General features: G+C 48.3%; 12 protein-coding genes. 5 read left to right on the top strand and 7 right to left on the bottom strand.

Annotated features, from left to right (window positions below):
• Positions 1–229 (bottom strand): transposase (locus tag BM202_RS12015; RefSeq protein ID WP_177236565.1); only part of this gene is annotated, 229 nt, incomplete at its 3' end.
• A gap of 129 nt (positions 230–358) precedes the next feature.
• Here BM202_RS12015 and BM202_RS12010 point away from each other — a divergent pair.
• Entirely contained in the window at positions 359–2,023 is a 1,665-nt protein-coding gene (locus BM202_RS12010) for a hypothetical protein (RefSeq protein WP_093826214.1), read from the top strand.
• Positions 2,010–3,011 carry a hypothetical protein gene (locus BM202_RS12005; protein WP_093826213.1) on the top strand — a complete coding sequence of 334 codons (1,002 nt, stop codon included), beginning with the start codon at positions 2,010–2,012 and terminating at the stop codon, positions 3,009–3,011. The genes BM202_RS12010 and BM202_RS12005 overlap by 14 nt, the downstream gene beginning before the upstream one ends.
• Positions 3,012–3,139: 128 nt before the next feature.
• Here BM202_RS12005 and BM202_RS12000 read toward each other — a convergent pair whose 3' ends face one another.
• From BM202_RS12000 to BM202_RS11990, 3 genes are all read right to left on the bottom strand, one after another.
• Positions 3,140–3,538 carry a hypothetical protein gene (locus BM202_RS12000; RefSeq protein ID WP_093826211.1) on the bottom strand — a complete coding sequence of 133 codons (399 nt, stop codon included), beginning with the start codon at positions 3,536–3,538 and terminating at the stop codon, positions 3,140–3,142.
• 200 nt (positions 3,539–3,738) lie between these two features.
• Complete coding sequence (locus BM202_RS11995; protein WP_093826209.1) at positions 3,739–5,235, bottom strand: SusD/RagB family nutrient-binding outer membrane lipoprotein; 1,497 nt, start codon at positions 5,233–5,235, stop codon at positions 3,739–3,741.
• 32 nt (positions 5,236–5,267) lie between these two features.
• Positions 5,268–8,486, bottom strand: a complete 3,219-nt coding sequence (locus BM202_RS11990; protein ID WP_245776637.1) for a SusC/RagA family TonB-linked outer membrane protein — start codon at positions 8,484–8,486, stop codon at positions 5,268–5,270.
• 351 nt (positions 8,487–8,837) lie between these two features.
• Between BM202_RS11990 and BM202_RS11985 the strand changes: the two genes are divergently transcribed.
• The 3 genes from BM202_RS11985 to bla are packed head-to-tail and all read left to right on the top strand — an operon-like array spanning position 8,838 to position 12,472.
• Positions 8,838–10,181 (top strand): amidohydrolase, encoded by a 1,344-nt coding sequence (locus BM202_RS11985; RefSeq protein WP_093826205.1) that lies wholly within the window; start codon positions 8,838–8,840, stop codon positions 10,179–10,181.
• A gap of 37 nt (positions 10,182–10,218) precedes the next feature.
• Positions 10,219–11,403: a cystathionine gamma-synthase family protein gene (locus tag BM202_RS11980; RefSeq protein ID WP_093826203.1), complete on the top strand. Its 1,185-nt coding sequence runs from the start codon at positions 10,219–10,221 to the stop codon at positions 11,401–11,403.
• Positions 11,404–11,416: 13 nt separating this feature from the next.
• The gene (gene bla, locus BM202_RS11975) at positions 11,417–12,472 is read left to right on the top strand and encodes a class A beta-lactamase (RefSeq protein ID WP_093826201.1); all 1,056 of its coding nucleotides are present in this window, start codon (positions 11,417–11,419) and stop codon (positions 12,470–12,472) included.
• A 43-nt stretch (positions 12,473–12,515) separates the two neighbouring features.
• On the opposite strand, the gene BM202_RS11970 is transcribed toward bla, so the two are convergent.
• The 3 genes from BM202_RS11970 to BM202_RS11960 are packed head-to-tail and all read right to left on the bottom strand — an operon-like array spanning position 12,516 to position 15,020.
• A complete protein-coding gene (locus BM202_RS11970; RefSeq protein WP_093826199.1) occupies positions 12,516–13,703 on the bottom strand; it encodes a methionine aminotransferase in 1,188 nt (395 codons plus the stop codon).
• Positions 13,704–13,748: 45 nt separating this feature from the next.
• The gene (locus BM202_RS11965; RefSeq protein WP_093826197.1) at positions 13,749–14,024 is read right to left on the bottom strand and encodes a hypothetical protein; all 276 of its coding nucleotides are present in this window, start codon (positions 14,022–14,024) and stop codon (positions 13,749–13,751) included.
• An 18-nt stretch (positions 14,025–14,042) separates the two neighbouring features.
• Positions 14,043–15,020, bottom strand: coding sequence for a DUF1684 domain-containing protein (locus BM202_RS11960; RefSeq protein WP_093826195.1), 978 nt, complete (start codon positions 15,018–15,020; stop codon positions 14,043–14,045).

The raw sequence follows: 15,020 nt of genomic DNA, 5'->3' as shown, positions 1-15,020 counted from the left end.
AACGGTAATAAATGTTAGTATTGAGCCCTTCTCGCCGACAGATCTCGGCTACTGACTGTTCGCCTTGTAAGCCTTCCAGGACAATGCGAATTTTTTCTTCCGCGGTGTACTGTCGTCTGGTTTGTCGCTGGATGTCTTTGATAATGGATAAAGCAGGTTTACGCTCGGCAGATGTGGGGGTTGGAGAAGCTGCACGTTTGCCTTTGGAAGTTTTGGTTGAATTGGACATAATCAAGGAGGTTTGAGTGAAACAATTTACTGAATTGTCTCTTCCCATTCCCAACCCTTTTGTCCACTTTTACTTGACGACGTACAGCTTTTAGCAACATGGAGTCAGAAAAATGAAAAGCAGGCTGAAGTGTTAGAATCCAAGAGTCGAAATGCAAGAAATTTACTAGACATTTTAAAAGGATTTACACAGTGGGAGGAAGCGTTGCCTTTGCTGGACGACATAAGGGTAAACAAAACAACAATACCTACTGACTTTCCTACAAGCCCAACAGATATTAATAATGCTACTAGTCTACACCGCAAGCGCAATGATTTGATACTAGCTGAACAAATAGCAATCACTAATGCTAACGAGGCTAAGGTTGCTTATGCTGCTGCCTTGGGAGAAGCAATAAAACTAGAAGATGAGCTGAATGGCTTGCAAAAGCAAGTCGATGAAGTTAATAGGACACATTTAGCCGCTAATTTGTGGAGATATCGCATACAACTACGCAATACCCAACATAAGACAAGAGATTGGTTGAAGGAGAATTCTGGTGATATACCTGCTGAACTTATTGACACACATTACGTAGAAATTAACAACGCAGACGGTAGATTAAGTGAAGACCTAACCAGACAATTAATTACAGCAGAACTCAACCTTAAAGCAGAGCAAAAAGAATTAACTGATACTAAACTTAAGCTTGTCGATCTACAGAAAATAGAAGAGGAAGCTCAAGCTAATTTCAAAAAGCTACCATTAGTAGAAGCTGAAGAACTGAATATTATTCCCACTCATATTGAGGTTCAAGAAAAAGAAAACGAATATGAAATACTATTTCGTGAACTTGTAAAAGAGTTTCTAAGTAGCGATGAAATAGCTAAATACCGACCTGCCGATGATTTATTAACTTTTATGCAGGAAGTATTACCAGATGAAGTCCGTGGTGTAATCCACTCTACCAACGAAGGGCAGGAGCGTTTACAAAGTGCCTTGAGAAGTATCAATGAATCAACACGGGAAATTGCCCGTCTCAAATTAGTAGAGTTAGGCCAATTAATTAGCGATGTTCGCGATGCCTATGATGTCTTCGCCAAAGAAGTAGGAGAGTTACAAAAGTATTTTCGAAGAGAAAAAACAGAAATAACTGGCGGTTTTCGACCATATATCGCAACACGCCCAGTTACAGCTTATCCAGTCGAATGGTTAGATGAATTCCAGCGTATAGCCGCCGAACCTGAAACTGTCCGTCAATTAGCTAACTTAGACTCAATCGAGAGTATACTATTTCGTGCCTACATTCAGAAAGGTGGAACAGACCCAAAACGTACTATTCCCAAGCTGTTAGATCCGCTGAGTTATCTTAAGCTGGAATTCGAGATGAAAAACGACGATGGCCATATTAATGACGGGAGCAGTGGTCAAACTTTCATGGCAGCAGCTTTGCTTAATATAGCCCGTTTATCGGTAATCGGACGTAGTGGCGGACCGCATACAGCTTCGCGGGGTTTACGATTCATGGCTATTGATGAAGTTGACAGTTTAGGCAGTAATTACACAACATTATTAGAACTAGCACACAAAGAGAATTTCCAAGTAATTTCGCTATCCGTACGTCCTCTGGTGTATGAAACAGGTACTGAGCAACGACTATACTTTCTTCATCTTGGTCGCAATCGCACACTTCGTCAAAATCTGCCACCAGTTATGTTAAGTAAAGGCGAACTTATTTCGGTTCCAACTGAGCGTTTCGCTCCCATACCTAATCCAACTTTGTTCGATCCGCTCCCACCAGATGTTGCAGCCTAACCCTATTCTTCTTGGCCCTGAATATACTTGGCGTTTATTGCGAGCTTTGGCTGAAATACGTTGTAGAGGAAAAACGCGCAGCAAAACTTTATTGGGCGAGCCAATCTTTACAAATCCGGTTTATACTAGTTACAAGAACCAGCTTTTAATTGCTCCAAAACATCGTTATCCTCATATTACTATTGCTTGTCCAACTTTTAATGCATTCTATGACCGTGAAATCGCCCCTATTTACAAAGAAGCTCAAAAGTTTTTAGGAGACTGTGGTTTGGATACGCACCACGCTCAATTTACTCTTAAAGATGTAGTGAGTTTACAGAAGGTAGCTAATGAATGCGTGGTAATTATAAAGGGTGAATATTCACGCGAGATTGTAGGAACCTTATATTTTGACAGTGCTAAAGCATTAAAGGAAAAAGAAGGTCTCAATTCAGCAGTTTTAAAATTACTTGATTTGGACCAATATCCACAGTTGAGTCATTTAATACAAGAGTCAATTTGGGTAAGTGGACATCCCAAAGCTCGTCTAGTACTCCTCTGTGAGAATCAACACTATTTACTTCAATGGCAAAAGGCCTTTACTCAACAAGTAGAGCTACGTCATGCGGGTGGACGCAATGTAGAAAAATTGGCTCACGCACCTGACCCTGGAGCTACATTCTGCTATTTTGGCGATTGGGATTATGCAGGCTTAACTATTTACCGGGATGTATATGCTATACATTTACTTAATCACAACCGCCGAACACGTCTACTCACCCCACCACAAAGCGCTCCTCGTAAACAAGTAGGTGTTGCTGGTCATGGCAGTCGTTGGCCCTCTGATTTATGGGAAAAACTGTCCCATCCCGAAATTCCCTTAGAGGAACTGTTCAGCGACGAGCAACGTAAACTGATTGATGAACTCTATCAAAAAGATAAGTGGATAGAAGAAGAGAGCGTATTATTTAATGATCTATTGGATTATAACGGACTGTTAAATAGCTAATGGTTTTATAGACCCCATTGAATATTCGAATAAAAACACCTCTTAAGCAAACATCTCCGCCACAAAAAGCAAAAACTCCCCACCCGTTTTCTCAGATGAGGAGTTCTATTAGTAGCAAATGCTACCGGTTAGTTTATCACAACCAAACGGCTCGGCATTACGGGTTGTTGCGTCGAGAGCGTCATCTTGTGCGTGGTGGTTTCAACACTATTGGTGATTTCTACCTGGTAATCGCCATCGGGCAATTCACTCACGTTTAACAACCTACGGTACTGGCGCTCCTTCTTGCTCAGATGCTGAGCGTATAAAATTTTACCATCTTTATTTTTCAGCTGAACGTCAACGACTCCGCCAATTTCTTTGTCAAGCGCAATACTCAATTTGCCACTAACAGTCGTATAAATGGCTGATTTAAAAGAGGCTACTACTGTTTGGCGCCCGCCAGGGTTTGTGTTAGCGAACGTAGCGAAAGATGTAACAAAACCCAGTGTAAGGGCTAAAGCGAGTGATTTGATGAGGGTTTTCATGATATGTATGTTTTTGTTTCAGTTTAAAATCTAGCCGGGTTATTCCCGATTTGTTAAACAAAGATATGGGCGACAGATGGTACTATGTATTACAAACTACCGGAACGGTTGTTTTGCTGGATGAATGGCAATTGAGCATAAAAAGAGGTCGTTTCAATGCTGAAACGACCTCCTGGGTAACAACGTAAAGGGCTGCGTTTCTATCGTTTATCCCACCACACTTTGCTCAGATAAGAGTCTCCGTTCGAAAAACGAGCGACGGCGGCATCGTAGTTGGTTTTGTTGAGCAGTGTCTCCTGCGTGGAATAGACCGACCGACGAGGAATCTGTCCATTGGTCGAGCCGGGGTTGGGACCCGGTGTGAGCTTTGGGTAACTCATTCTCCGCCATTCGATGAAGGCTTCGTAGGATCGACCAAACAACTGAATCCATTTCTGGGTGCCGATTTTTTCGAGTTTCTGTTCTTTCGTCAGGCCCGTAAACGACAGTTCGGTATAAGTCGCCGGGATCGTCGTTACGTTATAGGGCGACATTGCCATAGCCGCTTTTACGCCATCCTGGTAGAATTTTTCGGCCTGATCGGCGGTGGCCCCCCAGCCTTCCAGCGCAGCTTCAGCTTTGTAGAAACTCACATCGGCAAAGGTGAAGTGCTGACACGGAATCGGAGGATTATACGCTTTGTTGAAATACGTCGTCTGCGAAGCCGTTGAGTAATCGTCCTTAATGATTGTCTTGAGCAACGCATCCGTTAAGGCCACACCAATACCTTTGTAGGCAGGTTTTCCGGCTTTTACCGAATTGACCGTTGGCTGCACCAGGCTTGGTAACCGCGGATCGTTGGTTGCAACCAGTTGATTCACAAACCTATCGGCCAGGTATTTCAAATCGGGGCTTCCCGCCAGCCAGTGGTTCAGTACCGGGTGGACGTTGGCGTTGGTTGCGTCGTTGTAAGTCGGAATGGCGGCATTATCGGCGTTGGACTCCATAAGCGGTTGACCCATGGCTTCGGTAACCGTTTTCTGCGCCAGAGCGGCATCTGCGTAGCGAACCCGCATCCCCAACCGAAGCTTCAGCGAATTGCCGTATTTCTTCCATTTCGCTACGTCCCCTTTGTAATAAAAATCGGCGGTACCGTAGTTTTCGTCCCCAGCGTTTAGCTGCGCAATGGCGGCATCCAGCGTAGAAATCAGGGATTTGTAGATCGATTCCTGTGTATCGAACACCGGCTGGTTGTTCACATTTTCGACACCCAGCGCACTTTGCGAATAGGGTACGTCGCCAAACAAATCGGTCAGGCGCTGCCAGATCGAAATCTCCACGATCCGGGCAATGGCCAGTTTGGTGCGTCCCTTCGGATCGTTTTCCAGCCCTTTCAGCAACTGGTTCCGAATCTGGCTGATGTTCCGCAAATAAACGTAGTGGCTCGCCCAGAGGTCGGTATCAGCCTGCTGCACGTAGCGCGAACTCGAAATGAGCACACCGCCCGCCCACTGCTGCACCCAGGAACCGAACTGGTTATTGGGGTACTCAAAACCTTCTGAAAAAGCCGCGTCCCGCTGCACTTTCGACAGCACCAGGCCCGGATCAATAACCGTGACGGAGGTCGGTGGCGTGTTTATTTTTTCAAAATCATCCGTACATGCCTGGGACATCAATAAGGCCACGGCGATATAGATGGGTGTTAGTATTTTTTTCATTGACGAATCAAGTTTGGAGTAAAGAATCGGGTCTACAGTTCGCAGTTGAGGCTAAAGCCAAAATACCGGAGCAGTGGCAAAGCTGTCGACTCCAGACCCAACGAGGAATTATTGACGTTGAAAGACGACGCTTCCGGCGCAAATCCATCCGTTTTGCGCTGTAGATAGAACAGGTTCCGCCCGTAAACGCCCGCCCGAATGTTGCGGAATGGCGTTTTGCTTACCCATTTACTGGGAAGGTTATAGTTGAGTGTCATTTCCCGCAGCATAACGTAGCTGGCGTCATTGAGCATTTCTTCCGCCACTACGTTGTCTTTATCAGGAGCCACTACGTTCCAGTAATCCTGCGCCCGAACGGTTTTGGTGTTAGCCTGTCCGGTGCCGGTCCAGGTGCCATCAGCCGCTTTCGAACCGACTACACCTTCTGCTACGTAACTTCCGTCGCGACCCGGAACGGTCTTTTTAATGGTCCCATAAATCAGTTCTTCGCGCAGGCTCTGCGAATAGACTTTGCCCCCCTGACTCACGTCGATCAGGCCCGACAACGTAATGCCTTTGTAGCGGAATGCGTTGTTGAAACCACCAATCCATTTCGGTAGCGCGTTCCCCATTTCGTAGAGAATTTTAGCGTTCGTTTTCACCGGAAGACCCGTTGCCGGATCAATGATTCGGTTGCCAGAGCCATCCCGAAGCCACTGAAATCCGTTGCCAAGAATGGTCCCAAACGGTTTCCCCGGTGTCGCAATAACCTGTACACCCCGGTCACTGCCCAGAATATAAGTCGATACACCTTCAGCAAGCGAAACCACTTCGTTGCGATTGTGCGAGTAATTTATCGTAGCGTCCCAGGAAAACCCAGACGCCGTTTTAACGGGCGTAGCATTCACACTCAACTCGATTCCGTGGTTCCGAATTTCGCCCGCGTTGATCAATCGTGAGGTAAACGTACTGGACGGAGGCAGGGGCACATTCAGAATCTGATTTCTGGTGCCAGCGCTGTAATAGGCAAACGTAACGCCCACCCGATTTTTGAACAACCGAGCTTCCAGGCCGAATTCCGTCGACGTAGTTAACTCATTTTTCAGGTTCGGATCGGGAATGGTCGAGGCAAACGACGCCAGTGGAATACCCCCCTGCGTGTACTGATCCAGCGAGTAATTGCCGTTGAGCTGATACGGACTTCCCGAACTACCGGCCTGCGCCCAGGAGGCTCTCACTTTCAGGAAACTCAGCGCGGGACTCTGCAACCGGAAGGCATCCGTCAACACCAGACTACCGCTGATGGCCGGATAAAAGAAAGAATTATTCCTGGGCGACAGCGTCGACGACCAGTCATTCCGGGCGGAAAAGTCGATGAACGCCATATCCTTGTAGCCGATCGAACCCGAACCATACACCGAATTAATCGACGATTCCGTCAGACCAAAGACGTAGGAATTTGTCAGCGTATTATTGATAATGAACAGGTTGGGAGCGATAAATTCGTTACCCGTGTTCCCCGTTGTGCGCGAGTAATACCGCTGATGATTGGCGCCAAGGTTCAAGCCAAACGAGATATTCTCCGAAATTTTAGGCGTCAATGAGAGCAGTACGTCGCTGTTGTCCTCGCGGGTACGCGTCACTTCTTCGGTGATGTCACCGTTTTTGTTGGTCGTTACGTAGGTGCCTTTATCACGATAGCGGAACCGCTCGTCGGTATAAAAATCCGTTCCAGTCCGGGCCGTCAGGCGAATCCAGTCGTTGAATTGGTAACTCAGTTTTACTAAGCCAATGATACGTCGGCGATCGTCGGAGTTGCGGGTACGATCCCTTGTCCAGTACGGATTTGCCGTCGAGGAGTTGGTAGCGTAGGTTTTTTCAAGCCCGACAAATGCGGTTGTACCATAGCCGAGTTGTTTGGCAATGTCCGATGCTGTCCAGGCCGAATTTGCCAGAATGTCCATCGGTATACTACGTGGCTGACTGATAAATATATAGGCTGGATTATCGGCGGCATCAGAAACCGTCGGCCGGTTCACACCCGCCTGCGCGATGTAGTTGACCTTCACGTCGGCCTCTAATTTCGAGGTTACTTTAGCGACCGTTCGCAAGCTGATGTTGTTGCGGTTTAACGTATTGGTCGGGACGTAGCCATTGATGTTCGTGTTGGAATAGGCCAGTCGGTAACTCACCGCATCGTTGCCGCCTTCCAGACTCAGGTTATTGACCACTGATTTTTCCGTATTGAAAAACTTCTGAAACGTGTTTGGCTGCGGTGTCAGATTCAGTACGTTTCCCCACTGATCTTCGTATTGCTGACCTTCCATGTGAGCCCCCCAACTGGCGCGGGTGAAGCGGTCCCGACCGCCACTCATCTTAGGTAACCCCTGAATACCAGCCGCCTGCGCTGCGGCCCAAGTGTAAATCTTACCGTCGTTTCCGCGAAAATTCGTAAACGTGCCGTCCAATCCCTGCGCGTATTCATCCTGGAAATCAGGCAGGACCAGCGCATTTCCTATCGTATAATCGATGCCATATTTAACCCCGATACCTTTCTTATTTTTCCCGGATTTGGTTGTAATCAGGACCACACCGTTACTCCCCCGCTGACCGTATAAGGCTGCCGCGTTCGGGCCTTTCAGCACCGACATTGTTTCGATGTCTTCGGGATTGATGTTAGAAATACCATCGCCGTAGTCGATTCCGCCCGAGCTGCCGGGCGCGCGGGGATTTTGGTTATCCATCGGAATTCCATCAATAACGTAGAGCGGCTGACTGTTCCCAACGAGCGAGTTGGCGCCCCGGATAATCACCCGCGACGAGCCGCCTGCGCCATTGGCCGAGCGAGTGACCTGAACACCCGCCATTTTCCCGGCCAGCGAAGTAGCTACGTTAGCTTCTTTAGCGGTCGAAATATCCTGGCCATTGATCTCCTGAATCGAATACCCCAGCGACCGCTTGTCGCGCTTAATCCCCAGCGCCGTTACGACGACTTCACTCAGCACGGCATTATCTTCGGCAAGGGTTACGATAATGTCCGTCTGGTTACCCACCGGAATTTCCTGCCTGACAAAACCCACGCCCGAAAAAATCAGGATAGAATTATTATCAGCACTTACCGAAAATTTACCCTCAACATCGGTAACGGTTCCGCGGGTGGTCCCCTTTACAAGTACGTTCATGCCCACTAAAGGCTGTTTCTTAGCATCCAGGACGGTTCCCTGAATAACGTTCTGAGCCCATAAAACTCCAGAAATTAAAAAGGCTATCATCGTGAGCGATAGCCTTTTAATGAAAAAAGGATGAAGAGATTTCTGCATATTCCTTACCAATAATTTAACAATATGTTAATATCAAAACAGTCAAAATTACAAAAAATATGACTAGGTGAGCGCTTAGATATTTACTAAAAAAATTCTACCTACTGGTAGAGTGCATTCTCAGGTTTGACCATTTAACCAAATAATAATTGTCAAAACAAATAGTTGACCGTATTTTTGGCTACCATTCAGACAATAGTCACATCGGTATAGGTAACTCCTATTCTATCTATTCCCAACTTTGACTGATATGGATAGCTATCAATTGGCTAAATATCCATATCTACCTTCATTCGTTACTCTATGAAATTCATTTACAGACTGATACTTGTTTTTTTTGCATCAACCTGTTTATTCACATTAGTCTGCTTATCTCAGAACGTAACACCGCTAAAAGGCCACGAGACTAGCGCGGTTTTACTGGCACAAATCGATAAAGTTGCTGACGGTCTAACGCCCAAAGTAATTGCCTGGCGACGCGACATTCACCAGAATCCCGAACTCGGCAACCGGGAGTTTCACACAGCCGAAAAAATTGCCGCTCATTTACAATCCTTAGGCATCGAAGTCAAAACGGGCGTTGGTAAAACGGGGGTTGTTGGGCTGTTGAAAGGCGGTAAATCCGGACCGGTCGTTGCTTTACGCGCGGATATGGATGCGTTGCCCATTACCGAACGGGCGAATTTGTCATTCAAGTCAACCACTACGACCGACTATAAAGGCAAAGCCACAGGCGTGATGCATGCCTGCGGCCACGATGCGCACGTAGCGATGCTGATGGGCGCGGCCGAGGTGCTGGCCTCCGTAAAAAGTGAGCTACGCGGGACGGTAAAGTTTATTTTTCAGCCCTCAGAAGAAGGACCACCCACGGGCGAGGAAGGTGGCGCCAAGCTGATGGTGAAAGAAGGTGTACTCGACAATCCAAAAGTGGACGTCATTTTCGGCCAGCATATTGCGTCAGGCAATGACATTGGCCTGTTCACGTACCGACCCGGTGGCTTTTACGCCGAAAATGACATTTACCAGATTACCATTCATGGCAAGCAAAGTCATGGCGCTTCGCCCTGGTCCAGCGTTGATCCGATTGTTACGGGCGCACAGATTATTATGGGGTTGCAAACGATCGTTAGCCGAAATCTGCCCCTCACCGATAACGCTGCGGTAGTGACCGTCGGCGCGTTTAATGCAGGCAATCGGGAGAATATCATTCCCGAAGAAGCTACCATGATTGGCACGATCCGTACGCTGGATACCACCATGCGCAACACCATTCATCGACGCATCCGGGAAATTGCCACCAGCATTGCCAAAAGCGCCGGAGCAACCGTCGACGTATCGATCAGTATGGAAGATGCGCTGGTTTTCAACAATGTAAATTTGACGAAGCAGATGGTCCCGACGCTACAGGCACTGGCGGGCCGGGAGAACGTATTACTTGTTCCCGCGGCAACCGGATCAGAAGATTTTTCCTATTACGCCCAAAAAGTACCCGGCTTCTTTTTCCGGCTGGGAGCCAAACCTGTAGACACTAAACCGGGAGAAAATCTATCGCACCACACGCCCGATTTTCGGATTGACGAAAGCAGTTTCCCACGTGGGGTTAAAGCGCTGTGTCATCTCACGGTTAATTATATGAATAGTAAGTAGTATACAGCAAGTCATACAAACACAACACCTGAATTTAATGGATTTATCTGAACAGAAAATTGGTACAGCCACCGTTTGGGGTGGTGAAACCGAACGGTTTCTCAAAGGAGCAGTTACCTCACCAATTGTTAACAGTGTTGCTTTTGCCTACGATGATCTCGATGAATGGCACGCCGTGGCAACCGGCAAAGCAGAGGGGTACATTTATAGCCGGAACACCAATCCGACAGTTGCCGTACTGGAAGAAAAGATTCGCATTCTGGAATCGGCTGAAGCCGCTACGTCGTTCGCTACGGGCATGGGCGCCATCAGCAATACGTTATTTTCGTTCCTGACGCCCGGCAAACGGGTTGTTTCGCTTAAGGATACATACGGCGGAGCCAGCCGACTTTTTCTGGATTTCCTGCCGAAATACAATGTCAACGTAACGCTCTGCGACACCACGGATCACGAACAACTCGAGGCTGAAATTGCGAAAGGCTGCGACGTTGTCTACCTCGAAACACCAACCAATCCAACGCTTAAGATTGTCGATATCAAACGGTTATCGGCAGCTGCCAAGAAGGTTGGCGCGATTGTGGCAGTGGATAATACGTTTGCAACGCCCATCAACCAAAATCCGCTGAAGCTGGGAGCCGACCTTGTGATTCATAGTGCGACGAAATTCCTGAATGGTCATTCAGATGCGATGGGTGGCCTGTTGGCGGGTAAAAAAGAACTTGTCGAAAAGGTGTTCCAGTTCCGGGAGATCAACGGGGCCAGCCTCCAGGCCGATCCGGCGTATATGATCGCCCGAGGAATGAAAACGCTGGAATTACGTATTGAACGCCAGAACGCATCGGCGCTAAAAATCGCCCGTTTTTTGAAAGCGCATCCCAAAGTCAGTGATGTATTTTATCCAGGTCTCGAAACACATCCCGGCCATGACATTGCGAAGGCGCAAATGTCGGGTTTCGGTGGGATGATGAGCTTTTCCCTAAATGGCACCTACGAAGATGTAAAGAAGTTTTTGCCAAAACTGAAGCTCGTGCATCTGGCGGCAAGCCTCGGCTCGGTCAGTACGTTAGCCGGACCACCCAGAACCACCAGCCACGTCGAACTCACGGAAGAACAGCGCGCGCATCTGGGCATCCCCGAAAGCCTGATCCGGTACTCGGTGGGTATTGAGAACGTAGAAGATTTAATGGCTGATTTAGGTCAGGCCCTAGACTCTTTATCTTGACCCTCCATCGATTATGAAATCAATTACGTGTTTCAAAACCCTTTGGATACTTGTTATTAGTCTGGCACTTTCGGTCAGTTCTATACGCCCCACCTGGGCGCAAGGCAAAGCCGTTTCGGACGTAGCGTCGCAACGGTTGCAGCAGGAACTGGAACGTATCGCCAAGCTGGCAAAGGGGAAAGTGGGCGTTTGTGCGGTTCACCTCGAAAGCGGTAAACAGGTGAGCCTGAACCTGCAGGAGCGGTTTGCCATGGCGAGTACCATTAAGGTAGCCATCGCGGTACAATTATTCACCAAGATTGAAAAGGGCGAATTGTCGTTGAGCACCATGACCGAACTGAAGCCATCCGATCTGCATCCGGGAAGCGGCACACTCGACGTTTTATTTGCCAAACCAGGCGTTCAGTTGTCGGTGGAGAATTTGCTGGAGTTGATGATGGTGATCAGCGATAACTCCGCTACGGATATTCTGATTCGACTGGCAGGGGGCACCGAAGCGGTTCAGAATCGCTTGAAAACACTGGGCATTCAGGGCATGTCTGTTGACCGGACTATTATTCAATTACTGGCTGATTTAGAGGGCATTACATTACCTCCGCCCAGCCAGTGGACGTTAGGTTTCTATCAAAATCTGGAAAAAAGCGTTACACCGGAATCCCTGAAAGCGGCAGAGGATAAATTTAAATATGATCTGCGTGATACGTCAACGCCGGAAGCAATGGTGAATCTGTTAACCCAAATCTACCGGGGGAAAGCCATCACGCCCGCGAGCCGCGATACGTTATTGGCTGTTATGCAGCGGTGTCGGGGCGGACTCAACCGACTTAAAGGTTATTTACCACCCGAAACAATTATCGCCCACAAAACGGGCTCGCTGGACGGCAATGCTACCGACGACGTAGGTATTATTACGTTACCGGGCGACGCCGGCCATATCGCTATCGCCGTATTTGTTGGGCCATCACCCCAACCACTAGACGTTCGGGAACAAACAATTGCCCACGTTAGCCGTCTGATTTACGATTATTTCCTATTCCAGTCGCCGATAGTAACAACATCGGCGCGTTGATGAACTCTATAGTCAAATTGGCTCATAGGGCTCGATCGGGCTTTCACAACCGGCTCAATCGTTCAGCGGCTTCCTGCAAAATGGCGTCGTCTTTCGCAAAGCAAAAGCGTAGGACCTTGTAATCGTTTTTCTGGTTGTAAAAAACCGAAACGGGAATGGAAGCTACGCCAATTTCTTTGGTCAGACGTATCGCCAGATCGTAGTCGGGTTCGTCGGTAATGGCGGCATACGAAACGGTTTGGAAGAAGCTTCCTTCTGCCGGTTTGAATGTAAATCGGGAACCACGAATACCGTCCAGGAACAAATCTCGTTTTCGCTCGTAGAAGACAGGTAAGCTCAGGTAACGCTCAGGCTCTTTCAGGTAATCGGCCAGCGCATACTGAATCGGCGTTACGGTGCTGAATGTCAGGTACTGGTGAATCTTCCTGAATTCAGTTGTCAGGTCGGCTGGAGCCAGGCAATAGCCTATTTTCCAGCCGGTAATGTGAAACGTTTTGCCAAACGACCCAATAATGAACGTTCGTTCCCGCAAATCAGGATGCGTCATAAGCGAATTGTGTTGCCTTCCGTCCAACAAAATATGCTCATAGACTTCGTCGCTCACAATCCAGATATCCCGATCACGCACTACGCTCGCTAATTGATTGAGATCGTCGGTTGTCCAGACGCGACCCGTTGGATTGTGGGGCGTATTGACTAAAATCAGCCGTGTTTTGTCGGTAATTTTCTCACGTACTACGTCCCAGTCAATCGTGTAATCGGGTGGGGTTAACGTTACGTAAACTGGAACACCCCCATTTAATTCGATGGCGGGAACATAGCTGTCATAAGCGGGTTCAAACACAATTACCTCATCCGGTCCGGCGTCCCGGCCAGGACGTATCACGGCCGTAACAGCGGCAAAAATCGCTTCGGTGGCGCCCGATGTTACGGTAATTTCCGTTTCCGGGTCGTAACTAACATTATAGAGATCAGTGGTTTTCTGCGCCAGTGCTTCCCGCAAAGCGGGTACGCCCGTCATCGGGGCGTATTGATTGAACCCTTTTCTGAGGTAGTGTTCAACCAGTGTCACCAGCTCGGGCGAACAATCGAAACCCGGAAATCCCTGCGATAAATTTATAGCCCCGATTTCGGTAGCTAGCTTCGACATAACGGTAAAAATCGTCGTGCCAACATTCGGCAGTTTCGACACAAGCCGTCTTGCTGGCCAGGCAGGTGTATTCGTAGGCATTGCTAGATTTTTTGATTGGGCAGGCTTTAAGCCAACAAAGCTATATCATTGATCTGAGAGTAAGCCTTCAAGCGAAATCTTGTCAACGTACGGCTCTAATTCATGCAGGTCTTCCAGCACCCGGACTAACGTAACATCATACCGACGCTGGCAAACCCACATTTCCACAAAGAAGGCGTTCACCGAATACAGATGCAACCAAAAACCGGGAATTCGTCGGGCTTCGAGCAGTTTACCCTGCTGCCAGACAAAATTCAATTGATCCTGATACGGCAACCCATGAAAATGCGATGCTCCCTCCTGATTTCGTTCGCTATGCATATACCCTACTCCACGGCATTAATGATCACCGTATCGTTTCTCACCCGCTGTTACGTTCAGCGCCAGTGTGTTTTGTTTGGGCGGAAGCGGACAGGTCGCATAGGGCGTAAACGCGCATGGCGGATTGATAGCCTGATTAAAGTCGAGCGTTACCAGCCCATCCGAATCCACCGCACCGGCTGGTCTATCAGCATACAGAAATCGACCAGCACCGTACGTATCGTGAGCATTGGTCGGGTCGCTAAACAAAATAAACAGCTTTCCTTCTTCGCCGACAGCATCCAGCCGGTAGGTTTTCCCGTCTTTTTCAAACACAAGCGTACCCGCTAAGGGCGTCGGTGTAACCTGACCCAGTACGTTCAGAATGGGAATGGTTCTCGGGGTTGCGGGCTTTTCCAGTTTGGCTTTTACTTTCCAGGTTTCGTCTACAGGATAGCGTTCAACGGTGGTAAACTCTTTCAAAAACGGGCTCTCCAGATCACGTAGTCGAATTCCATATTTGTCGCCCCGTTTGATAATTACCCAACGTAACGAGCCATTTTCCAGCACGGCGGGTTTACTATTGGGCGAAAAAACAACCACCGATTCTGTAATAGGCTTTCCATCAGCCAGAACGTTTGCGCCCGCTTTTGGTATAAACCGAACGTCACCTTTTTCCAGAACGAGCTGACCAAGTTCTGCCGGGCCGCTGGCTTCAGGAAATGGTACGTCGAAATCAGACCCTCGGCCAAGCGAGTTTTTGCCTTCTTTCAGCCAGAACAATCCCGCCAGATTTAGCCAGCCGTTTTCACTTTTGAGGGAGTTTACCCGCTTCTGGTGCCACTCGTCAATTTGGGCTTTGTAGGCCGGTCCGTCATCGGTAGACCGCACCCCGGCAGCGTGCGATTCGGAAGCCTGCCGAAAGCCGGCGGATGCGACCATTGCCAGCAACCATACCCCAAAGAACAAGCCAGAATAGAGATTCAGGGGCTCAGCCGGTTTATTGATTCGTTTCAT

The organism is Spirosoma endophyticum (genome assembly GCF_900112365.1).
In the GTDB taxonomy this organism is placed as follows: Bacteria; Bacteroidota; Bacteroidia; order Cytophagales; family Spirosomataceae; genus Spirosoma; species Spirosoma endophyticum.
The sequence above is the reverse complement of the archived record's forward strand: the minus strand, read 5'-3'. Positions and strand labels throughout refer to the sequence as shown.

Coding starts and splice junctions, on each gene's coding strand:
- BM202_RS12005 (WP_093826213.1), top strand. CDS start 2,010: ATGTTGCAGCCTAACCCTATTCTTCTTGGCCCTGAATATACTTGGCGT.
- BM202_RS12000 (WP_093826211.1), bottom strand. CDS start 3,538: ATGAAAACCCTCATCAAATCACTCGCTTTAGCCCTTACACTGGGTTTT.
- BM202_RS11995 (WP_093826209.1), bottom strand. CDS start 5,235: ATGAAAAAAATACTAACACCCATCTATATCGCCGTGGCCTTATTGATG.
- BM202_RS11990 (WP_245776637.1), bottom strand. CDS start 8,486: ATGATAGCCTTTTTAATTTCTGGAGTTTTATGGGCTCAGAACGTTATT.
- BM202_RS11985 (WP_093826205.1), top strand. CDS start 8,838: ATGAAATTCATTTACAGACTGATACTTGTTTTTTTTGCATCAACCTGT.
- BM202_RS11980 (WP_093826203.1), top strand. CDS start 10,219: ATGGATTTATCTGAACAGAAAATTGGTACAGCCACCGTTTGGGGTGGT.
- bla (WP_093826201.1), top strand. CDS start 11,417: ATGAAATCAATTACGTGTTTCAAAACCCTTTGGATACTTGTTATTAGT.
- BM202_RS11970 (WP_093826199.1), bottom strand. CDS start 13,703: ATGCCTACGAATACACCTGCCTGGCCAGCAAGACGGCTTGTGTCGAAA.
- BM202_RS11965 (WP_093826197.1), bottom strand. CDS start 14,024: ATGCATAGCGAACGAAATCAGGAGGGAGCATCGCATTTTCATGGGTTG.
- BM202_RS11960 (WP_093826195.1), bottom strand. CDS start 15,020: ATGAAACGAATCAATAAACCGGCTGAGCCCCTGAATCTCTATTCTGGC.